The 21,754-nt window shown below is 57.8% G+C and carries 14 protein-coding genes, 7 tRNA genes and 1 pseudogene; 7 read left to right on the forward strand and 15 right to left on the reverse strand.

From position 1 onward, the window contains the following. Positions 1 to 73: 73 nt before the first annotated feature. The gene (locus WB402_RS00400) at positions 74 to 2,248 is read right to left on the reverse strand and encodes an ABC transporter substrate-binding protein (protein ID WP_424204678.1); all 2,175 of its coding nucleotides are present in this window, start codon (positions 2,246 to 2,248) and stop codon (positions 74 to 76) included. A 243-nt stretch (positions 2,249 to 2,491) separates the two neighbouring features. Between WB402_RS00400 and WB402_RS00405 the strand changes: the two genes are divergently transcribed. Then, complete coding sequence (locus WB402_RS00405; protein ID WP_424204680.1) at positions 2,492 to 3,292, forward strand: enoyl-ACP reductase FabI; 801 nt, start codon at positions 2,492 to 2,494, stop codon at positions 3,290 to 3,292. 2 nt (positions 3,293 to 3,294) lie between these two features. Here the strand turns inward: WB402_RS00405 and WB402_RS00410 are convergent, their stop codons facing one another. The 13 genes and pseudogenes from WB402_RS00410 to WB402_RS00470 form a co-directional block, all read right to left on the reverse strand. Next, positions 3,295 to 5,181 (reverse strand): SurA N-terminal domain-containing protein, encoded by a 1,887-nt coding sequence (locus WB402_RS00410; protein ID WP_424204681.1) that lies wholly within the window; start codon positions 5,179 to 5,181, stop codon positions 3,295 to 3,297. Positions 5,182 to 5,279: 98 nt separating this feature from the next. Continuing rightward, positions 5,280 to 5,356, reverse strand: a tRNA-Asp gene (locus WB402_RS00415). Positions 5,357 to 5,363: 7 nt separating this feature from the next. Then, positions 5,364 to 5,439, reverse strand: a tRNA-Val gene (locus tag WB402_RS00420). A 33-nt stretch (positions 5,440 to 5,472) separates the two neighbouring features. Beyond that, positions 5,473 to 5,757: pseudogene (locus WB402_RS00425) on the reverse strand (HU family DNA-binding protein); the annotation flags it as partial. A 216-nt stretch (positions 5,758 to 5,973) separates the two neighbouring features. Next, the gene (lon, locus tag WB402_RS00430) at positions 5,974 to 8,406 is read right to left on the reverse strand and encodes an endopeptidase La (RefSeq protein ID WP_424204683.1); all 2,433 of its coding nucleotides are present in this window, start codon (positions 8,404 to 8,406) and stop codon (positions 5,974 to 5,976) included. Between the two features lie 361 nt (positions 8,407 to 8,767). After that, a complete protein-coding gene (clpX, locus tag WB402_RS00435; RefSeq protein ID WP_424204685.1) occupies positions 8,768 to 10,072 on the reverse strand; it encodes an ATP-dependent Clp protease ATP-binding subunit ClpX in 1,305 nt (434 codons plus the stop codon). Between the two features lie 143 nt (positions 10,073 to 10,215). Next, positions 10,216 to 10,845, reverse strand: coding sequence for an ATP-dependent Clp endopeptidase proteolytic subunit ClpP (clpP, locus tag WB402_RS00440; protein WP_424204686.1), 630 nt, complete (start codon positions 10,843 to 10,845; stop codon positions 10,216 to 10,218). A 63-nt stretch (positions 10,846 to 10,908) separates the two neighbouring features. Next, complete coding sequence (gene tig, locus WB402_RS00445) at positions 10,909 to 12,198, reverse strand: trigger factor (protein WP_424204688.1); 1,290 nt, start codon at positions 12,196 to 12,198, stop codon at positions 10,909 to 10,911. A 121-nt stretch (positions 12,199 to 12,319) separates the two neighbouring features. Continuing rightward, positions 12,320 to 12,404 (reverse strand) — tRNA-Leu (locus tag WB402_RS00450). Between the two features lie 143 nt (positions 12,405 to 12,547). Next, positions 12,548 to 12,623: transfer RNA gene (locus tag WB402_RS00455), tRNA-Lys, on the reverse strand. 14 nt (positions 12,624 to 12,637) lie between these two features. Then, positions 12,638 to 12,714, reverse strand: a tRNA-His gene (locus WB402_RS00460). 63 nt (positions 12,715 to 12,777) lie between these two features. Continuing rightward, positions 12,778 to 12,853 (reverse strand) — tRNA-Arg (locus WB402_RS00465). Between the two features lie 55 nt (positions 12,854 to 12,908). Beyond that, positions 12,909 to 12,985: transfer RNA gene (locus WB402_RS00470), tRNA-Pro, on the reverse strand. A gap of 225 nt (positions 12,986 to 13,210) precedes the next feature. Here WB402_RS00470 and folD point away from each other — a divergent pair. From folD to folA, 6 genes are all read left to right on the forward strand, one after another. After that, positions 13,211 to 14,071 carry a bifunctional methylenetetrahydrofolate dehydrogenase/methenyltetrahydrofolate cyclohydrolase FolD gene (folD, locus tag WB402_RS00475; protein ID WP_424204690.1) on the forward strand — a complete coding sequence of 287 codons (861 nt, stop codon included), beginning with the start codon at positions 13,211 to 13,213 and terminating at the stop codon, positions 14,069 to 14,071. A gap of 50 nt (positions 14,072 to 14,121) precedes the next feature. Next, positions 14,122 to 15,501 (forward strand): glucose-6-phosphate isomerase, encoded by a 1,380-nt coding sequence (locus tag WB402_RS00480; RefSeq protein WP_424204692.1) that lies wholly within the window; start codon positions 14,122 to 14,124, stop codon positions 15,499 to 15,501. After that, the gene (locus WB402_RS00485) at positions 15,485 to 16,309 is read left to right on the forward strand and encodes a zinc-dependent peptidase (RefSeq protein WP_424204693.1); all 825 of its coding nucleotides are present in this window, start codon (positions 15,485 to 15,487) and stop codon (positions 16,307 to 16,309) included. The genes WB402_RS00480 and WB402_RS00485 overlap by 17 nt, the downstream gene beginning before the upstream one ends. Continuing rightward, complete coding sequence (locus WB402_RS00490; RefSeq protein ID WP_424204695.1) at positions 16,306 to 17,001, forward strand: rhomboid family intramembrane serine protease; 696 nt, start codon at positions 16,306 to 16,308, stop codon at positions 16,999 to 17,001. Before WB402_RS00485 ends, WB402_RS00490 begins: the two co-directional genes overlap by 4 nt. Positions 17,002 to 17,140: 139 nt before the next feature. Next, positions 17,141 to 17,935, forward strand: coding sequence for a thymidylate synthase (locus WB402_RS00495; protein ID WP_424204697.1), 795 nt, complete (start codon positions 17,141 to 17,143; stop codon positions 17,933 to 17,935). Between the two features lie 5 nt (positions 17,936 to 17,940). Beyond that, positions 17,941 to 18,447 (forward strand): type 3 dihydrofolate reductase, encoded by a 507-nt coding sequence (gene folA / locus WB402_RS00500; protein WP_424204698.1) that lies wholly within the window; start codon positions 17,941 to 17,943, stop codon positions 18,445 to 18,447. Between the two features lie 109 nt (positions 18,448 to 18,556). On the opposite strand, the gene WB402_RS00505 is transcribed toward folA, so the two are convergent. Beyond that, positions 18,557 to 21,436 carry a FimV/HubP family polar landmark protein gene (locus WB402_RS00505; protein ID WP_424204700.1) on the reverse strand — a complete coding sequence of 960 codons (2,880 nt, stop codon included), beginning with the start codon at positions 21,434 to 21,436 and terminating at the stop codon, positions 18,557 to 18,559. Positions 21,437 to 21,754: the final 318 nt, after the last annotated feature.

The raw sequence follows: 21,754 nt of genomic DNA on the forward strand, positions 1-21,754 counted from the left end.
CCTGCATCCCGCGCAGCGGTCGCATCCCCAGAGGGGCCCCTGCTCCGCGCAGCGCGGTCGCCATCTCTGCGGCTCACGTCGCTACCTCTCGTTCGCGCCGACGATAGGCCACGACGGCCGGCACCGCACTTGCCACGAGCAGCGCCAGCACGGCTGCAATGGGCCAGATCACTGGGCGGTTCCAGGCTATGCGCCGCTCGGCGCGCATCCTGGGGTCAATGCGGGTGTATTTGATGGTGTTATTCGCCATTTGGCCGGGCTTGGTGTTATATACCCAGGCGTGCTGCAGGGTGAACTGCTTCGGATGGACGCCCCAGACCCAAGGCGCGTCGCGGCGCGCGATGTCTACCATTTGATCGATGATGGACTGGCGCTCCGGCGTGTTGTCCATGTTCTTCATGCGTTCGAAGAGCCGATTGAACTCCGGATTGTCATAGTTCGAGGCATTCTCGCCGTCGTGTCCGACCTTCTTGTTCGGCCCGTAGAGCAAAAACAGGAAATTCTCCGGATCAGGATAATCCGCGTTCCACCCCCAGTCGTACATCTGCGCGTCGCCCTTGCGCATCTTCTCCTGGAAGCGGTTGTAGTCCGTCGCGCGTACGACCAGGTCGATGTTGAGTTTCTGCAATTGTTTGCGCATCCAGTCAAGTTCGGCCTTGCGCTCGGGGCCGGTCGCGGGGGTTTCAAAATTGATCAGGAGCGGCTTGCCGGTAGCGTGATCAACGCCGCCAGGATAACCGGCCTCGGCCAGCAGACGGCGCGCATATTCGATCGGTTTGCGCTGCGGTCTTCCATCGATCCAGTCGTACACGTAGGGATTAATGCCCGCCTGGCTCTCACGGTAACCAAAAATCCCCGGTGCCAGCGGACCCTGCGCGGCGATGCCGCGCCCATTATCGAATATCGATATGCGCTCTTCGAAATCGATGGCAATGGATATCGCCAGACGCAGCTTGCGGGCATGCTCTGTGTAACCGCCCACCAGCGGATCGAGCATATTGAAACCGAGGTAATAGGTCGAGGTCTGCACACTGGTCAGCAGCTGTATGCCCTTTTGCCTCATCGCGTCGCTCACCTCGGTGTCGCCCTCGCCGGTGAAACGGATGGCCTGATCGAAACTCTCGGCCAACACGCCGGAGCGATCGTAATACCCTTGCAGAAACTTGTTCCAGTACGGAATGCCTTCCTTCTCGAGACTGAACACAACTTTATCGATGAATGGCAGAGCCTTGCCGGCGTCAGCGAGCAGACCGGCGGACCCGTCTCCAGGCTCACCCTCGGCGGGATAGAGCTCCTCGTGATAGTTCGGGTTGCGTTCCAGCACCATCTGGCGGTTGGGGTTGTTGACCGTCAGCATGTAGGCGCCACTGCCGACGGGATACCAGTCGAGCGTGAGATTCTTTTCCGCCATGCCCGGCTGCGAAAAAAAGTGATCGGCCTCGGGTGCCATCGGCGCAAAAAACGGCATGGCCATCCAGTAAAGGAACTGCGGATACTTTCCTTTGATCTTCACACGGTAGGTATAGCGGTCCACTTCCTCGACGCCGGCCAGCGGGTATTGCGTTAGATTGAGATATACGCCCTCTTCGCGGCCGCCGGCAATGGCGTCGTAAGCCTTCTTGAGCGTGTCGGCATATTCCCGGATGCCCACGATGTAATCGTTCATGAGGCTCTGGATCGGCGAGTGCAGCTTGGGGTGCGCCAGGCGCTTGATCTGGTAGATGTAGTCGGCGGCCGTCACCTCGCGCGTGCCGGATTGTGCAAAATCGCCGATAGTATTTATATCCATCAGGTCGCCCGGGCCCAGGGCGTGATACAGCAAGCGGCCGGAGGCATCGCGTGCGAACGCCGGGTGCGGCTGGAAATAAATGCCCGGACGGATGTGAATCTCATACACGCTGTAGGCGATGCGCGCCACCGGAACATTGTGCGGCAGGCGGCGTCCCTGCTTGTCGAAAAAGACGGGGGTGGGAACGCTGCTGGCGGTCAACGGCACCAGCGTATACGGCCGTTTGAGGTAATGATACTGGAACGGCGGTTCGTAGATCTGGGCGATGAATTGATATTCGTTGGAGCTGTAGGCGCGCGCCGGGTCGAATGTCTTGGGGCGCTCACGGAAGGCGGAATACAGAATATTCTTTTCCGCGTCCGCCTCCGGATAGGGATTGTTCCAGGAAGCCGCCACGGCAGCGGAGAAAAGGATCAAAATCGCCAACAAGACAGTCCGCGTCGCGCCGGGGCATTTCATGCTGCCTGAGTCCGTTCTCCAGTAGGTCCGTCGTGCCGGTTAAATGAAGCCCTGCTCGCTGCGCTCGCTCGTCTTGACGTATTAAGCAAGCCGGTTACGGCTCCAATATATCAAATTCCATCCAATCATCCCTCTTCCCGCGGGCGTGAATTTTCGCTACTGTAGCAACTCATTTCACCCGGACGCCCGGTAAAACAACATGGCGTCAGGCTCTCAATTCAAATATCAGGTGGAGATCGTTTTATGGGATTTCTGGCAGGCAAGCGGGCGTTGATCGTGGGCGTGGCCGGGGACCGGTCCATCGCCTGGGGAATCGCCAAGGCCATGCATCGGGAAGGCGCCGAGATCGCCTATACCTACCAGAACGATAAACTCAAGGAACGGGTCGAGAAACTGGCGGCCCAGACCAAGTCGGATATCCTGATCCCCTGCGACGTCTCCAGCGACGAGCAGATCGAGGCGGTATTCTCGCACCTCGACGACTATTGGGACGGGCTCGACATTATCGTTCATTCAGTCGCTTTCGCGCTGCGTGAACAGCTGTCCGGCAACTTCGTGGATGTCACAACACGCGAGGGATTCCGCATCGCGCACGAGATCAGCTCTTTCAGCTTCACCGCGTTGGCCAAGGCCAGCCGGTCCATGATGCAGGGCCGCCAGGGTGCGTTACTGACGCTCACCTACATCGGCGCCGACCGTTCGGTACCCAATTACAACATAATGGGACTGGCCAAGGCGAGTCTTGAGGCGAACGTGCGCTACTTGGCACAGGCACTCGGCCCGGAGGGCATCCGCGTCAACGCGATCTCTGCCGGACCTATCCGCACATTGGCGGCCGCCGGCATTAGCGACTTTAAAAAGCTGCTGGATTACAACGACAAGATGGCGCCGCTCGGGCGCGGCGTGACTATCGACGAGGTGGGAAACGTGGCAGCCTTCCTTTGCTCCGATCTCGCCTCCGCCGTGACCGGCGAGATCACCTATGTCGACGGTGGATTCAACACCGTGGCGATCGGCCTGGATTACGGCAAACTGCTGGAATAGGCTTATAGCTGGTCAGCGTAAATCTTGATATTAGCCTTCTGGCGCAATCCCGCACGGTAATTGGCATAGTAGTCCGTACCGCGACGCTTTAGCAGCAACGACCGCGCCTTCTCCTGTACGCTGCTTTCCGCCTTGTCTGACGTGTCGCGCACGCGCAGCAGTGCCAGTACCGCGTAACCTTGGGGACCCAGGTCAACCAGATCGTACACCGGCTTTCCTCCCTCCGGTCGCGCAGTCCGGAACGCAGCTTCGGCGATGCGCGATTCAACGCCTGGCAGCGTTTGGCGCGTGAACACCTTCGGTGACTGGTATTTGAATCCGCGCTTTTTGGCCAGCGCCTCGAGCGATCCACCGGCCTGCAGTTCACGCACCCATGCTTCACCCAGCTTTCCCGCTACCTGTTTTGCTTGTTCCTGCTTCAGCACTTGCTCGATCTGCGCGCGCACCTCAGCTAACGGCTTGCGTCCGGCCGGCTGCTTGTCGGTAACGCGGATGGCCACCAGGGTATCGCTGCTAACCTCGATGGCATCGCTGTTGCGAATCTGAGCCAGCACATCCGGCTCGAACGCGGCCTGCGCCACCTTGGGGTTGGCGGCGATGCCGGGACCGCCGGCGCGCGTGAACCAGTCGCTTTTCTGTATCGGGAGTCCGAAGGCTTTGGACGCGGGCACAAGACTGTCCGGCTGCTCATAGACAAGATTGCGGAATTTCTCCGACAGCTCGAAAAACTTTTCTTCACCCTTGCGCTTGCGCACGACATCCATCAATTCCTTGCGCACGTCCGCAAAAGGTTTGCGCTTCTCGGGGGTCAGGGCGGTCAGCTTGATCAGATGATAGCCATAGGTGCTGCGAACCGGCTGGCTGATTTCGCCGGGTTTCAATGCGAAGGCGGTCGCTTCCAGTTCCTTCGGAATCGCCCCGCGGCGAATCTCGCCAAGATCGCCGCCACCAGGGGATGTCGCGCTGTCCATGGAATACTTTTTCGCGAGCGCGCCGAAATCGGCCCCGGTACGGGCCTGTTTGGCAATGTCCTGAATTTTCGTCAGTGCCGCTTTGGCCTGCTCATCCGTGGCTTGGGCAGGTAGCGAAATCAATATGTGGCTGGCACGGCGCTTCTCGGGAATGACATAGCGAGCCGCCTCCTCGGCATAGGCCTTTTTGAGCTCCTCTTCCGTCGGTTGACCGCCCGTGTTCAGGTCACCGGCGGAGAAACGCAGATACTCGACGCGGACCTGTTCGGGTATCTGGAAGAGCTCGGTATGAGATGAATAGTACTGTTCGATCTCCTTCTCGCTGACGGACCCCTTGGGCATCACGGCGTCTGTGCTTATCACGGCGTAGGCCACTTCCCGCTCCTGTGATAGCAAGCGGATCAGCGCAGCCACATCGGTGCGTGTCACAAAGCCGCTTTCGCTCAAGCCGGCCTGAACCTGCATGACAAGACCTTCCTCGCGCACTCCGCTCTCGAATTCATGCACATTCATGCCTTCACGACGCAGCGTGCCCTCATACAATGCGGAATCAAAATGGCCGTCACGTTGAAAATACGGCAGTTCGCGGATCGTTTGGGCCAGACGCGCATTGCTGAGGCGGTAACCCTGCACCTCGGCATCGTGCACAAGCAGTGCCCTATCAATCAGGCTGTCGAGGATCCGCTGTTTGAATTGGGGGTTGTCCAGAGTTGCCGGCTCCACGCGGCCACGCAGCCGGTCGAGCTCGCGGCGGTATTTTACCTGGCTGATATCAATGTCACCGGCCTTGGCGACATTGATTTTGGAACCGGTGTCGAAATAGGAGTTGATACCCCACAGCGCAAACGGTACGACAACCAAGACCAGGATGAAAGTAGCGAAGATGCCCTGGGTTTTTTCGCGGATCGTGGAAAGCATTGGGCTGTTACTCTACAGAGAGTTTGCGGGCACATCAATTCACAAAACAGAATCAAAAAAACAAAGGGCGAGGATGACTCCTCGCCCTGCGCGTGTAGTGGCGGAGCGGACGGGACTCGAACCCGCGACCCCCGGCGTGACAGGCCGGTATTCTAACCAACTGAACTACCGCTCCCGGTCTTTGGTGGGTGCTGAGGGGATCGAACCCCCGACATTCGCCTTGTAAGGGCGACGCTCTACCAGCTGAGCTAAGCACCCTGAAGCCGAATCAAGACCCTCACAAAAGGCCGGCTAGTTTAAGGCATCCTTCAGACCTTTGCCAGATTTGAATTTGGGTGCCTTGGAGGCCGGGATGGCGATCATTTCGCCGGTTCGCGGATTGCGTCCGGTGCGCGCAGACCGGTTGCTCACTGAGAATGTACCGAAGCCGGAGAGCGTGACGGTATCGCCCTGACGCAAGGTACCGGCGATGATCTCGAGCACCGCTTCCACGGCACGTGTGGCGGAGGCTTTGTTCAGTTCGGTGGTTACAGCAACTTTGTCAATCAGATCGGTTTTATTCACGTTAGGTCCTCTTGCTGGATGTGGTGAACAGGATTCCCGAAAACAATTGCTGCTGAATCAGAAACGACGTTCCATGAAAAAACATAGACGCGTCGCAGGTTATATACAGTTGCGGGAAATCCTTGTCAAGAAAAACAGACACACGACACGGGCCGTGAGGCGCCGTGTCGTGTGATCGGAGACAAAAGAGAGAATACCCTCGCCCGAGGGCAAGTCAGGCCGTACCCGTCAATGCGTCGTGATCGGGTTGACGGCAGCAGGCTGCTCCGGTGGCTTGGCCGCTTCGGCGAGCTTCGATTCATCCAGCGGCTCAGGCAGGCGCTCAAGCGCCGCCTCCAGCACCTGATCGACCCAGCGCACGGGACGGATATCGAGGCTGTCGCGGATGTTCTTCGGAATCTCAGTGAGATCCTTGCGGTTCTCTTCCGGAATCAGCACCACCTTGAGGTTGCCACGGTGCGCCGCGAGCAGCTTTTCCTTGAGTCCGCCGATTGGCAATACCTCGCCACGCAGCGTGATTTCGCCCGTCATCGCCACTTCGGCGCGCACCGGTATTTTGGTCAGCGCCGAGACCATGGCGGTGCACATGGCTATGCCGGCGCTGGGTCCATCCTTGGGTGTAGCGCCTTCAGGCACGTGCAGGTGAAAGTCATGCTTTTGATAGAAATCGGGCATGATGCCAAGCTTGGTCGCGCGCGCGCGCACCACGCTCATGGCCGCCTGGATCGACTCCTGCATGACGTCGCCGAGCTTGCCGGTGATGGTCAGCTTGCCCTTGCCGGGCACGATAACCGCTTCGATGGTGAGCAATTCGCCGCCCACCTCGGTCCACGCCAAGCCCGTGACCTGACCTACCTGGTTGGTCTGTTCGGCCGTGCCATAACGGTAGCGTCGCACACCGAGATACTTCTCCAGGCTCTTGGGCGTAACAGCGATGGTCTTCTCCGCCTTGCCCTTGTTGAGCAGAAGTTCCTTCGTCACCTTGCGGCAGATCTTGGCGATCTCACGTTCCAGATTACGCACCCCCGCTTCACGCGTGTAATAACGGGTGATATCGCGAATGGTCTTTTCGGACAGATGCAGTTCGCTTTCCTTGAGTCCGTTGTTCTTAAGCTGCTTGGGAATGAGATAGCGCATGGCGATGTTGATCTTCTCATCATCGGTGTAACCCGAGAGACGAATCACCTCCATACGGTCAAGCAGCGGCGGCGGGATATTCAGCGTGTTCGCCGTAGCGACGAACATGACATCCGACAGGTCGTAATCTACCTCGAGATAATGATCGTTGAACGCATGGTTCTGCTCCGGGTCGAGCACTTCCAACAACGCCGAAGATGGATCGCCGCGAAAATCCATGGCCATCTTGTCAACCTCGTCCAGCATAAAGAGCGGATTGCGAACCTTCGCCTTGGACAGATTCTGGATGATTTTGCCGGGCAATGAGCCGATATAGGTGCGGCGATGACCGCGGATCTCGGCCTCGTCACGTACGCCGCCCAACGACATGCGCACGAACTTGCGATTCGTGGCACGTGCGATGGACTGACCGAGCGAGGTCTTGCCGACGCCCGGCGGACCCACCAGGCACAGGATCGGACCCTTAAGCTTGTTCACCCGCTGTTGCACGGCAAGATATTCGAGGATGCGTTCCTTGACCTTTTCAAGGCCATAGTGATCCTTCTCGAGAATTTCCTCGGCCTTCGATAGATCTTTCTGGATCTTGTTGCGCTTCTTCCACGGAACGTTTACCAGCCAATCAATATAATTTCGTACGACCGTGGCCTCAGCTGACATCGGCGACATCATCTTGAGCTTCTTCAGTTCCGATTCGGCCTTTTCGCGGGCCTCCTTGCTCATGCCCGCTTTCTCGATCTTCTTCGCAAGCTCTTCGGCCTCGTTCGGACCTTCTTCGAGCTCGCCCAGTTCCTTCTGAATCGCCTTCATCTGCTCGTTGAGATAATACTCGCGCTGACTTTTCTCCATCTGGCGCTTCACACGGCCGCGAATGCGCTTCTCGACCTGCAGCAGATCGATCTCACTCTCGAGCACGGTGAGAATTTTCTCCAGCCGTTCGCGCACATCCTGCACCATGAGGATCTGCTGCTTGTCCTCGATCTTGAGGGAAAGGTGCGCGGCCACCGTGTCGGCGAGCCGGCCCGGATCGTCAATCCCCGCAAGCGAAGTAAGAATCTCCGGCGGGATTTTCATGTTAAGTTTGACGTACTGATCGAATTCATTCAGGACAGAACGCATCAACGCTTCGCCCTCCTTGTCGGTGAGTGACAAGGCATCAAGCAGCGCCACCTGCGCGGAAAAGTAATCTTCCGTATCCAGATAATTCTGAACCACGGCCCGACGCTCACCCTCGACCAGGACCTTCACGGTGCCGTCGGGCAGTTTCAGCAACTGCAGAATGCTGGCAATGGTTCCGATGGTGTGGATACTTTCCGGTGTCGGATCATCGTCGGAGGCGCTCTTTTGCGCGACCAGCATGATCTGTTTGCCGGTCTCCATGGCCTGCTCGAGCGCGCGGATGGACTTGCGCCGGCCGACAAACAGCGGGATGACCATGTGCGGAAACACCACAACATCGCGCAACGGCAGCACGGGGATGTTCGTTTCCGATCCTGGAACGACCACGAGGGGTTTGGTTTCTTGCATTTCCGCCTGTAATTCCTGTAATCAGTGAAAGTGATTAACTTCGTTCAAGTTTGGGGCCTAAATGGTCCAATTTCAATCATATGCCTGAGATATTTTGTAAAAAACCACCAAACTCATCGGTTCGGCGACAAATGGCGCACATAGCCGTACAAACTGCACCAGCTATACTAAAAATGCCCGAAACCACAAGTGGTGCAGCATGAGCAGTACAGGAAAATGCCGCATAGGCAGCCAAGGGAGACATTTTGTGCGGCAGAGCATGGGGCTGCTGGCCCCGGGAAGATGTGACCCGCAAGTATGGGGCTAACAAAAAGAAACCCCGCGCGGGGCGGGGTTCCTGATGTAAAGCCAGCGATTTCACTTACTGACTGATCGATGCCCGCCGCTTGTCCTGCTCGTCGTTATCGGCGTAGTAAATGATCAATGGCTTGGCGCCATCCGTGATCACAGCTGATTCGACCACAACCTTCTTGACGTTCTCTACGGAAGGCAGATCGAACATGACATCGAGCAAAGCGCGCTCGAGAATGGATCGCAGACCGCGCGCGCCGGTTTTGCGCTCCATGGCGCGCTTGGCTACGGCCAGCAACGCGTCTTCGCGAATTTCCAGTTCAACCCCTTCCAGCTTGAGCAATTTCTGATACTGCTTGGCCAACGCATTCTTGGGTTCCGTCAAAATCTGGATCAGCGCCCGCTCGTCGAGTTCATCAAGGATGGCAATCACAGGCAGACGACCGACGAATTCCGGTATCAGGCCATACTTGATGAGATCTTCCGGTTCAACCATGCGCAGAACTTCGCCCGCTTTCCTGGCGTTGGCCTTGCTGCGAATCTCGGCGTGGAAGCCGATACCGGTTCTCTCGCTGCGGCCCTGAATCACTTTCTCCAGGCCTGAGAACGCACCGCCGCAGATGAACAGGATATTGCGTGTGTCCACCTGCAGGAACTCCTGTTGCGGGTGCTTGCGACCACCTTGCGGAGGTACTGAGGCAATCGTGCCCTCAATCAGCTTGAGCAATGCCTGCTGTACGCCCTCACCCGACACATCACGCGTAATCGAGGGGTTTTCTGACTTGCGCGAAATCTTGTCGATCTCGTCGATATAGACGATGCCTTTCTGTGCCTTCTCGACATCATAATCGCATTTCTGAAGGAGTTTCTGGATGATGTTTTCGACGTCCTCACCAACATAGCCGGCTTCGGTCAGGGTTGTGGCGTCGGCAATCGTAAACGGCACATTGAGGAGCCGCGCCAGCGTTTCAGCCAGCAGCGTTTTGCCGGAACCGGTGGGGCCGATCAGCAGGATATTGCTCTTGGAAAGCTCGACCTCGCCGACCTTGCCTTCGTGTTCGATGCGTTTGTAGTGGTTGTAAACCGCGACCGACAGCACTCTTTTCGCGTCAGCTTGGCCGATCACGTACTCGTCGAGAATCTGATGGATCTCGCGCGGTGTGGGGAATTTCTTTTTGGAATTGGCGGCGTTTTTCTCTTCCTGGACTTCTTCGCGGATAATGTCGTTACACAACTCCACGCACTCGTCGCAAACGAACACTGAAGGCCCCGCAATCAGCTTGCGCACCTCGTGCTGGCTCTTGCCGCAGAATGAACAGTACAGGAGCTTTTCACTCTTTCCATCGCCCCTGCCCGTATGGTTGTTGTCAGCCATCCTTAAACCTCACTATCGATTAAGGATCTTTGTAATGCCTGCAAGGATGCGGGTTTCCGCCAATGTTTGCAAGCTTTCAGACGCCTGTTTTGCAAATATTCTACCTTAAATCTATAGCATATGTTGCGGAAAGTTCACCTATTTTAGGTGCGCTTTTCGATAACCGTGTCAATCAAGCCGAAAGCCTTGGCTTCATCCCCGTCCATGAAATAGTCACGGTCGGTATCATCCTTGATTTGATCCATGGCACGGCCAGTATGTTTAACCATGATCTGGTTCAGCCGCTCGCGCACGCGCAGGATTTCGCGGGCGTGGATATCGAAGTCCGTTGCCTGCCCCTGAAAACCGCCCATGGGCTGGTGCACCATCATGCGTGCGTGCGGCAACGCGAATCGCTTGCCCTTGGCGCCGCCGGTGAGGATCAGAGCGGCCATGCTGGCTGCCTGGCCGATACAGACGGTGCTCACGTCCGGTTTGATGAACTGCATCGTGTCATAGATTGCCAAGCCGGCATTTACCGCGCCGCCCGGTGAGTTGATATATAGGTGTATGTCCTTGTCCGGGTTTTCGGACTCCAGGAACAGGAGCTGGGCCACGATCAGATTCGCCATGTGATCCTCAACCTGCCCGACCAGGAACACCACGCGCTCCTTGAGCATGCGTGAGTAGATGTCGTAGGCGCGCTCGCCGCGACCGGTGGTCTCAATAACCATGGGAACCAGGCCCAGGGCCAGGGGATTTGCAGCGCCGTCACGTTGTCCAATGTCTGTCATTTATGGTTTCCTTCATCACGCCAAAATCGGCAATCTTCTCTTGGGAAATCTATTAGGACATAACTACTGAAGGACAACATCAGTCTTCAGAAGTTCCTGGAAAGTCATGGATTTGTCCGTTACCTCGGCGGAGCCCAGGAGATCCTCGACGACCCTTTCTTCCATGACCAGGCTTTCGATCTCGCTCAAGCGCTCGGGTTTCTCATAGTGCCACTTGATAAACTCCTGGGGCGATTCGTAATCCACCGCCATTTCCTCGAGACGGGCGCGTACTCGCGCTGGGTCCGCCACAAGACCACGGGTGCGGATGATTTCACCCAGTATCAGTCCCAACGCCACGCGACTGCGGGCACGGCTTGCATAAACAGCCTCGTCGGCCTGGCTTGAGCCGCTGGAGACATCGGCTGATTTCAGTCGCTGAACCTCGCCATCCAGCAGACTTTGAGGAACGTCCATCGGATTGGCATCCAACAGCGACTTGAGCGCCCGGGTGCGTACCACCGCGCGAGCGCGGTTGGACGCCTCGCGTTCAAGATTGGATTTGATGTCAGTACGCAGCTTTTCGACGCTCCCGTCCGCGACACCCAATTCCTTGGCAAATGCCTCGTTCACATCCGGCAAAATCGCTTCGGCGACCTCATTAACCTTTACGTCAAAATCCGCCGCCTGACCGGCCAATAAAGAATGGCGGTAATACGCCGGAAACTTGGCCATGACGTTGCGCGATTCTCCGCTTTTTGCGCCGATCAGCCCCTGTTCCAGGCTCTCGATCAGCGTGCCACTCCCGAGCACCAGCGGTAATGCGGTGGCTTTGCCGCCCTCAAATTCCTTGCCATTCAGCCGTCCGATGAAATCGATTGTCACGCGGTCGCCCAAATGCGCTTCGCGCTCGACCGGTCTCCAGGCGGCACGCTGTTTGCGAATGGTTTCCAGCGTGCGGTCGACGTCCTCATCGCTAACGGCTACCACCGGCCGCTCGATGTGGGTGCCCGTCAGATCGAAGCGTTTTACTTCTGGATAAATCTCGAACTCAACGGTGTATTCGAGCTGCTCACCGCGTGTTACCGTCTTGCGCTGCACACGCGGATCGCCCGCCGGGCGCAGCCCCTGGCTTCCGATGGCCTCGTGCATCGTGGTCTGAATGAGGTCGCCGGCGATCTCATCCATCAGCCGCCCACCATATTGGGCCTCGACCATCTTGAGCGGCACCTTGCCGGGACGAAAACCGGGCAACTTCACCTGCTTCGACAAACGCTGAAGCCGGTCATTGAATTCCTTCTCCACCTGATCTGCCGACACAGCCACCTTCAAGCGGCGTCCCAGCGTGCCGATGGTTTCAACTGAAACTTGCATTTGAAAACCCCATTATCAAAATATAAAAACTTGAAGCTAATAGTATTTCGGCAGGGATCATACCGAATTTACTGCAAACAGGCCAAGAATTTGCAACTTTAAGGCGAATAACCGTGAATAGTGGTGCGAATGGGGAGACTCGAACTCCCACGGGTTTCCCCACTGGAACCTAAATCCAGCGCGTCTACCAATTCCGCCACATTCGCAGCAATCGTGTTACTCCAGTATAGCGCTATCCGGTGTGTAACAAGCCGGAAAGGTCCTTGAATTACTGATATGGAAAGCGCATGGACGGATCGAAATGGGCAAAGAGATCGCTATCTCTTCACCCATTCCATACCGTAAGAAATGGTGGGCCGTGGAGGGGTCGAACCTCCGACCCGCTGATTAAGAGTCAGCTGCTCTACCAACTGAGCTAACGGCCCGGGTCAAAAAAAACTGGGGTGAGCGATGGGACTCGAACCCACGACAACCGGAATCACAATCCGGGACTCTAACCAGCTGAGCTACGCTCACCATAGATACTCGTCGTCGCCGGACATTATACCCGCGATGAATCCACCTGCTCCACTCGGAAATTGGCGCGCCCGGCAGGAATCGAACCTGCGACCCCCAGCTTAGAAGGCTGGTGCTCTATCCGTTGAGCTACGGGCGCCGGCGAAACGCCCGTCATTACATCCCAAGCGATCCCTGCATGCAATTATCAAAATTGGTCGGGGTAGAGGGATTTGAACCCACGACACCCTGCTCCCAAAGCAGGTGCGCTACCAGGCTGCGCTATACCCCGAACGGTGCACCACGCCAGGTGCCGGAGTCACCACATCCATTTCCGGAAAGCCCTTGTTCTGGCTGGCCCGGGCGGCGCGAGGGCGGAACTATACGCACCACCCCCGGGACCGTCAATCTGACGTGATCATGATTATAAGCTATAAATACAGGCGCCGCGCTTGGCGCACCACCGGGGCGCATGCGATGATTCATCGGCGCATTGAGCGCGCCAGGCCTGAAAAAGATGAGTGCACGTCTCCTCGACGGTAAGAAAATCGCACAAGAATTGCGCGCCCAAATCAAAGAACGGGTGGACCGCCGCCTGCGCGAAGGCCGACGTCCTCCGGGGCTCGCGGTCCTCAAGATAGGCCACGATGCCGCCTCCGAGGTTTACGTGCGCAACAAACGCGAGGCCTGCAGCGAGGCCGGCTTCTGCTCCTTCGACTACGACCTGCCGATCGAGACGACCCAGGAAAAGCTCCTGTCCCTCATCGATCAGATGAATGACCATCCCGACGTAGACGGGATTCTGGTACAGCTGCCGCTGCCGAAACAGATCGACCAGACAACCGTCATCGAGCGCATAAATCCTTCCAAGGACGTGGATGGATTTCATCCTTATAACATCGGCCGCTTGGCGCAGCGCATCCCGCGACTGCGTCCCTGCACACCCTACGGTATCATGCGCCTGCTCGAGGCCACCGGCGAATCCCTGGAAGGCAAAGAGGCCGTGGTCGTGGGCGCATCCAATATCGTGGGACGACCGATGTCACTTGAGCTTCTACTCGGCGGCTGCACCGTCACCGTCTGTCACCGGTTTACGCGCAACCTGCCGGCACATGTCGCGCGCGCCGATGTGCTCGTGGTCGCGGTGGGAAAACCCGGGATGGTCAAGGGTGAATGGATCAAGCCCGGCGCCATCGTGATCGATGTCGGCATCAACCGACTGCCGAACGGCAAGCTGACCGGCGACGTGGAATTCAACGCCGCGAAGCAGCGCGCCGGCTGGATTACCCCGGTCCCCGGTGGCGTGGGACCGATGACTGTCGCCACACTGCTGCTGAACACCTTGGAAGCCGCGGAGTCCCGGGACGGGAAACAATGATAACATTCGTCCTTCGAGACACTTGTTGTAACCGTTAGGAATGGCCTGTCGTGAAACACCGGAATAATTCATCTCCGCAAAATACTTCATCGCCAAAACTGCTGCATATCGACAGCGCGCGTCTGTACCGCGATGGCGTTGGCGCGGAAGGCATCACGACAGCGGAGATGGAAGAACTCGCTCCGGAACTCAGACGCATCCACCAGATCGTAGTGGCGCAATCACGGGGCGGAGAGAACGCTGAGTTCGCCAGCCTCAACCTCCATGCCATCATGACCGATTTGCTGGCCTCCATCGAAACCATGGCGGCGCAGATACGACGTTTTGAGGATGTCATCGTCATCGGCATCGGCGGTTCCAGTCTCGGCGCCAAGGCCGTGCATCACGCCATGACGGCGGTGCGCCCGGACTCGTCTGTGCCTGGACTGCATTTTCTGGAAAACATCGATCCCTACCGTTTGCGCGACATCCTGCAACACCATAAGGCCGAAAAAGTCGGAGTCATCTGCATCAGCAAGTCGGGCGGAACCATCGAGACCGCCATCCAGTTCCTGATCCTGCGCGACTGGCTCGAAAAGGAACTCGGCAAAGACAAGGCGCGCACGCATCAGTGGCTCGTCACCGATCCAGCCAGCGGCTGGCTGCGCGAGCTGGCCGTACGCGAGGACCTCCCGTCGCTGCCGGTACCGCCCAAGGTAGGCGGTCGTTTCTCCGTGCTCACCGCCGTGGGCCTGCTGCCGCTGGCCGTCGCCGGCGTGGACATCCGCGCCCTGCTCGCCGGTGCGGCGGACAACGCCGGGCGCTGCACCGCCGATGACATCCATGCCAACCCGGCGCTGGAAATCGCCGCCCTGTTTTATCTATTCGACATAAACAAAAACAAGCGTGTGTCGGTCATGATGCCCTACGCCGATCCGCTGGAACTGATCGTGGACTGGTACCGGCAGTTGTGGGCCGAGTCGCTGGGCAAGCGGATGGAAACGCGGCCGGGCCGCCCACCCGCCGGTACGCTGCCGGTGCGCGCCATGGGCGCCGTAGACCAGCACAGCCAGTTGCAGATGTATCTCGAGTCGCGCCTCGACAAGACATTCACCTTCCTCGCGCTCGATTCCTGGGATCAGGATTTTTCAATCCCGCTGCCGGAAGAAAACCGGAAATTTTTTCCCTATCTGGCGGGAAAAAAAATGAGCCAGGTCCTCGAGGCCGAATTCCAGGCCACACGCCAGGTCATCACCGAGACCGGTCATCCCAACATGACCCTGCGCCTGCCCGCGATCAATGAGCATGTCATCGGTCAGATGATCGATCTCTACCAGCGCATCACGGTTTACACCGGTCTGCTGTACGGCATCAACCCGCTGGATCAGCCGGCCGTGGAGAAGGGTAAGAAACTCGCGATTAAGCTGCTCAGCGGTGACCGCTCCACGTAAAGCCTCGCCCCGACGCGCCGGCCAGACTACCGGCAGTTTGAAGCGTCTGCTCGGCCTCCGGCGTTCCGGGCGGGATAGCATCTCCGACGCAACATGGTCCAGATCCCTGCGCACATCTCCCTATGCACGATCCCTGAGCGGACCGGATCGGGAACGACTGCGCGAACTCGCCAACCTTCTTTTGCGCGAAAAATCTTTCTCGGGAGCGGCCGGCCTCGTCGTGACGAACGCCATGCGAGCACGCATTGCGTTGCACGCCTGCCTTCCCATACTCAACCTCGGCCTCGATTACTACACCGACTGGAGCTCAATCGTGATCTATCCCGGCGATTTCCGGGTGCACGACGAATACATGGATGAACACGGCGTCGTGCACCGCGAGATCATGGATCTCTGCGGCCAGTCCCTGTCGCACGGCCCGATGGTGCTATCCTGGGAAGCCATCCGCGTGGAAGACAGTACGCAGGGCGATTACAATCTCGTGATTCACGAATGCGCACACAAGCTGGATGTGCTCAACGGTGACGCCAACGGCTTCCCGCCGCTGCACGCGGACATGGACGGACGTGAATGGGCGCGCGATTTTCAGGATGCTTACGATCGATTCTGCGCGGCATTGAAAACAAGTGATGGCAATTCCATCGACCCTTACGCTTCCGAAGACCCCGCGGAGTTTTTTGCCGTCGCGAGCGAAACCTTTTTCACCGTGCCCGACCTGATCAACGCGAAATTTCCGGCGGTTTATTCACAGCTGCAGCGTTTCTACCGCCAGGATCCCTGCCGGCAACTGTCCCGGGAATCATCTTGATTCCCCTGCGCGACGACAATCCCACCACGATTCAACCGCTGATAACGATTGTCTTCATCGTCCTTTGTTCGCTCGTCTTCCTTTGGCAGAATTCACTCAGTGGCCGGGGATTCGAAGCAGCCGTTTTTAGTCTGGGTGCGATTCCGGCCGCGCTGTTTGGGGACAAAACTCTGCCACCGGAACTTGCCCTGGTGCCGCCTGCTCTGACGGTATTCACCTCGATGTTCCTTCATGGCAGCTGGATGCATCTCATCGGTAACATGCTGTATCTGTGGATCTTCGGTAATAACGTCGAGGACGCTATGGGTCATGTGCGTTTTGTCCTTTTTTATCTGTTATGTGGGATTGCCGCGGTGCTGGCCCAGGCCTTGCCCAACACCGATTCCACCGTTCCCATGATCGGCGCCAGCGGCGCCATCTCCGGCGTGCTGGGCGCCTATCTGCTGCTCTATCCTCATGCCCGCGTGCTGGTGCTGATTCCGCTTGGCTTCTATACCCAACTCGTGCAGCTGCCGGCCTTGGCGGTGCTGGGGTTCTGGTTTGTGCTGCAACTGATCAGTACGGCATTTGCCGATCCGCGCGGGGGCGGCGTGGCTTTCGGCGCGCACATTGGCGGCTTCGTCGCCGGCATGGCGCTGCTGCCGATTTTCAAACGCCGGAATGTGCGCCTGTTCGCGCCATCACGGCATTAGTGAAAACAGAGCGAATAATATTTCACCTCCAAGACGCCAGGAAAATCAGGGCAGGTAGAGAACAAATCCCTGGCGTCTTTGGCGTCTTGGCAGTTAGACTTCTTGGTGATATTTTTTACTCAAGACCGGAAAGACCAGCATGCAGCCATATCTCGACCTGATGCGCCACGTGATGCTCCACGGCGTGCGCAAGGACGACCGCACCGGCACCGGCACGCTCAGCGTGTTCGGCCACCAGATGCGGTTCGACCTGGCCCAGGGATTTCCCTTGCTCACCACGAAGAAAGTGCACACCAAGTCCATTATTTATGAATTGCTATGGTTCCTGCGCGGCGACACCAATATCCGCTATCTGAAGGATCATGGCGTCAGTATTTGGGACGAATGGGCGAACGAGAATGGCGACCTCGGCCCGGTCTACGGCGCCCAGTGGCGTTCCTGGCCCGCGCCGAACGGCCGGCACATTGACCAGATCAGCCAGGTGACCCGCGCGATCCGCGAAAACCCGGATTCACGCCGGCTGATCGTCAGCGCCTGGAACGTCTCCGAGATCGAACGCATGGCGTTGCCGCCCTGCCACCTCCTGTTCCAGTTCTACGTCGCCCAGGGGTGCCTGTCTTGCCAGCTGTATCAGCGCAGCGCCGACATTTTTCTCGGCGTGCCATTCAATATCGCCTCCTACGCGCTGCTCACTATGATGATGGCGCAGGCTACCGGACTCAAGCCGGGCGAGTTCGTGCATACGCTCGGCGATGCACATTTGTACCTCAATCACCTGGAGCAGGTTCACACACAGCTCGCCCGTGAACCCAGGCCGTTGCCGAGCATGCGCCTCAATCCGGAAAAAACCTCGCTGTTCGATTTCGGCTTCGAGGATTTCGAACTGCTGAACTACGATCCGCATCCTTCGATCAAGGCGCCGGTGGCGGTGTAATCCCAGTGACCCGCGCCGTGCGCGTCTCTCTCATCGCGGCCATGGCGGAAAACCGCGTGATCGGCGTCAACAACACGCTCCCTTGGCGGCTGCCGGCTGACCTCAGGCATTTCCGCCGGATCACCACCGGCCATCATGTCATCATGGGGCGCCGAAACTACGAATCGATCGGCAAACCACTGCCGGATCGCACCAACATCGTCGTCACGCGTGATCCTTCATACCGCGCGCCGGGCTGTCTCGTGAGGCATTCCATCGAAGACGCACTGGCGTCGGCTCAAAACGACCCGGAGGTTTTTGTCATCGGTGGCGCGGAAATCTACCGTCAGGCGCTCGAACATGCTGACCGGCTGTATCTGACGCTGGTCCATGCTCACATCCCCGGCGACACATATTTTCCGCCGTTCGATCAAGGTCATTGGCAGGAAGTCAGCCGCGAGCGGCACGAATCGGATGAAATGAATCCCCACGCCTGCACGTTTCTGGTGTATGACAGGATACCGTTGGCATGACGCGGGTCGACAACGCGGACAACGCCCGGACATATGTCGGTATTGAGATCAGCTCAGGGCTGACCCGTGGTGGGGAGATTTATTTCAAACGGCGCTACTGAACGGCAACTCAGGCGATCTGAGCAGACAACTCCTGAGCCTGCTTCTTCTGCGCTTCGCTTCCTTCGGTTATCACTTCCTGAAGGATGCTGCGCGCCCCCTCAGCATCGCCCATGTCGATATAGGCCTTGGCCAGATCGAGCTTCGTCGCGGTTTCGTCCCATTGCGCCGAGTCCTGGCCTTCGCCGGCAGGCGGTGTCGCATCAAGAACGACGTCAGGGGCCGCCGCAGGAGTGGCACCCGGTTCCCATTTGATCTCATTACTGGCGGGTGCTGCGGCGCCTGGCGCGCCAATGTCAAATCCCGCGGCGGCTTCATCTTTGCCGCCGATGCCAAAATCAATCGCATTGTCTGCCGCGGTGCCCAAGTCGAGCGATTCCAAACTCGTCTCCGCTCCCGCCTTGGCGTCCGACGACGGCATGTCAAAATCAAAATCTCCAGCCGGTTCCGTTTTCGGTGTGGAGGAGGATGGCTCCATGTCATGGGGAATGCCCGCGCCCATGCCGGCGGAGGGCATCGATGTTTTGCCTGCAGGAGCGGCGGCTAGTGCCGCTGTTGCTGACGTCTTGGCCGGCGCACCACCGCGGAACATCGGGTTCTCCGGGTTGAGTTTGCGGCCCATCTCTTCGACCTTCTCCCATATCTTGCCGCCGCGACCGCCCAATCCCGCGTAAAGCTCCTCAGCCAGAGTCTCGAACGCCGCCACATCATTGCGCTGATGGTATATCTCCAACAATTTGAGCTTCAGTTCTTGGCGGTCCGGATTCTTGACCATCGCTTCCTTGAGAATCTCCTCGGCCGTCTCATCGCGCCCGTAGGCGAGATACACTTCGGCTTCGGCCACCGGGTCGACCTCGTCGGTATGGATGTTGCCCATGCCGCCCTGACTGAAGTCACTGAGAAACGACGTGTCGCCTCCAGTGGTCGCGGCGACGGTCTGGCCGGGCACATTGCCAGTGATTGCCGGTTGCTCGGTGCTGATAGCATCGGCGGAAAGAATGCTTTCCTCGAACTCGGCGATGGACCTCTGGCGCCGACGCAAATACACCAGCGCGATACCACCGCTCAACAATACGACGATGCCAATGACCGCCGGTACTAGCAGGTCGCTCTGCACGGCCTCCATCACGGTGGCCATGAAATCCTTCTCGACCTTGGGAGCTGGTACAGCAGGTACTCTCTTTTTCGGCGCAGCCGGAGCCGGTTTAGCTACGGGCGGAAGCGCTTCCGCCTTGATTTTTTCCTCTGGCTTGGCGGCAGCCGGCATTTCGACGGGTTTTTCCGCCGGTTTGACTTCGGGTTCGGTCGGTTTGACTTCCGGAGCCTTCTGCGCGGCAGCCTGTTTCTGCTGCTGGGCAAGACTCTGGTTTTCGAGTTCGATCAGGCGCGATTCTTTCTTGAGCTGCGAACGTACCAACCCAACCTTATCCGTCAGGTCCTTGTTCTCGAGCCGTTTGGATTCGAGAGACTCTTCGAGCGTGGCGGCACGGTCAGCGAGCGCTTGCTGCTCCCGGGCCGCGGTCTCCTTGGCGGATTCCTTCTCCGACACCTTCTTGTCCGGCGTGCTCTTCTCCTGCTGGAGCGTGCTGCGCACGATCTTGAGCAACTCATCTTGTTTGCCTTTGTCCGCCACCGTCGGTGCCGGTGTCGTTGTCTTGACTTCGGCCTTCTTGGCCGGCTCCGGCATCACGGGCTTCTCGGCCGGCTTCTCCACCGCCATCGGGGCAGCTGCTTCCGGTGTTTCCGTCACCTTGATAGCGCCGCTGGCGCTGGCAAGTTTGAGCTTGTATTCCTGCCAGGCGTCGTATTGGGCGCGAAACTCCCGCCGCGCCTCAGGAGCGGTAACAGCTTTCATCTCTTCGCTCTCAGGCACCTTCAGGATCTTTCCCGCCTTGAGGTTGTTGACGTTGTTGCCGAAGAACGCATTCTTATTGGTGCGATAAATAGCGAGCATGACCTGCTCGATACTCGCATCCGTTTTGTCGCCACGCACATTTTCAGCCACTCGCCAAAGCGTGTCGCCTTTCTTGACGCTGTATTCCGGCATCGCCGCCCACACGGCGGCGGGCGCAGGTTTCGTTTCTGGTGCGGTTGGCGGCTGCGCTTCAGGCGCAGTCTCGGCCTCTGCCTTGGGAGCAGCTTCCAGAGGTTCTACAGTCGGAGCGGCTGGTTCCTGAGGTGCGGCGCCCTGAGCCACTTCCGGTGGTCCTAGTTTCTGTTCTTCCGGTGCTGCTCCCGCCGGCGGTGCTTCTTTCGCCACCTCTTCTTGGGGAGGCATCTGTTCCGCTTTTACTTCCTCCGGGATCTTGGGTTCTTCCGGTTTCGCCATCACCGGCATTTCTTCTTTCGGTACCTCGGCAGCTATCGGGGCTTCGGGCGGAGGAACATCTGCGGCCGGGACAGGAGGCTCCGGCGGCTGCATCGCGAGTTCAGGGACAACAGGTTCGGGTGCAGATATCGTGGGTGCTTCAACAGGAGCAGCCTTGCCTGAAATTTTATATGGCGGATCGATCAGCGCGGTGTATTCGCGCACCAACCGTCCTCCCGCCCATTCGATCTGCAAAAGGAAATGCAGGAACGGTTCATCCAGCTGTTGATCGGTGCGAAGTTCGAGAAAATACCGGCCGTCCGCCCTCTTCACGACCATGAATTTGATCTGAGAGAGAAGCGGTAAACGATCGACACCCGCGGCATCGAAATCAGCGCGCGAGCCCAGTGAGGCGTTGAGACCTTTTAATTCCTTTTCGGTGGCAGAAGTGAATTCAATCTCGGCATTGAGTGGTTCATTGAGAGCAGATAAAACCGTTAGCTTGCCAAGCGCCAGCGCATGACTGGTTATTGGAAAGAGCGCCATCATTCCCACGATCATCCATCGCCATGCCAGCGCCATACCCCTCCTGTTCCGAGACATCCTTTTCACCCCTTTTGAGTTCAACGGGCTTCCTTAATACTAAAACCTTATATAAGACCGGGAGTTATGTAAATAAATAGCAATATTCTTTACAAATCTCAACTAACTATAGCGTACAGATGGTTTTTTACCAGATATTCCATGATCAGGAAATCTTCTTTTCACCCCTGAATAAGGCCGAGAAACGCTGCGTTTTCGAGCGATGGCCAATGACTACCTCAGACTCCGTAACGCACGAATATGCGTGATTTACCCCTTCTTTTTTTATAGTCGGTGTCGTTGTCGACATCAATATAC

It is taken from the genome of Sulfuricaulis sp., from assembly GCF_049587675.1.
Classification (GTDB): domain Bacteria; phylum Pseudomonadota; class Gammaproteobacteria; order Acidiferrobacterales; family Sulfurifustaceae; genus Sulfuricaulis.

Bases quoted from the DNA above. Each gene is read 5' to 3' on its own strand.
- WB402_RS00400 (WP_424204678.1), bottom strand. From the start codon at position 2,248: ATGAAATGCCCCGGCGCGACGCGGACTGTCTTGTTGGCGATTTTGATC.
- WB402_RS00405 (WP_424204680.1), top strand. From the start codon at position 2,492: ATGGGATTTCTGGCAGGCAAGCGGGCGTTGATCGTGGGCGTGGCCGGG.
- WB402_RS00410 (WP_424204681.1), bottom strand. From the start codon at position 5,181: ATGCTTTCCACGATCCGCGAAAAAACCCAGGGCATCTTCGCTACTTTC.
- lon (WP_424204683.1), bottom strand. From the start codon at position 8,406: ATGCAAGAAACCAAACCCCTCGTGGTCGTTCCAGGATCGGAAACGAAC.
- clpX (WP_424204685.1), bottom strand. From the start codon at position 10,072: ATGGCTGACAACAACCATACGGGCAGGGGCGATGGAAAGAGTGAAAAG.
- clpP (WP_424204686.1), bottom strand. From the start codon at position 10,845: ATGACAGACATTGGACAACGTGACGGCGCTGCAAATCCCCTGGCCCTG.
- tig (WP_424204688.1), bottom strand. From the start codon at position 12,198: ATGCAAGTTTCAGTTGAAACCATCGGCACGCTGGGACGCCGCTTGAAG.
- folD (WP_424204690.1), top strand. From the start codon at position 13,211: ATGAGTGCACGTCTCCTCGACGGTAAGAAAATCGCACAAGAATTGCGC.
- WB402_RS00495 (WP_424204697.1), top strand. From the start codon at position 17,141: ATGCAGCCATATCTCGACCTGATGCGCCACGTGATGCTCCACGGCGTG.
- WB402_RS00505 (WP_424204700.1), bottom strand. From the start codon at position 21,436: ATGGCGCTGGCATGGCGATGGATGATCGTGGGAATGATGGCGCTCTTT.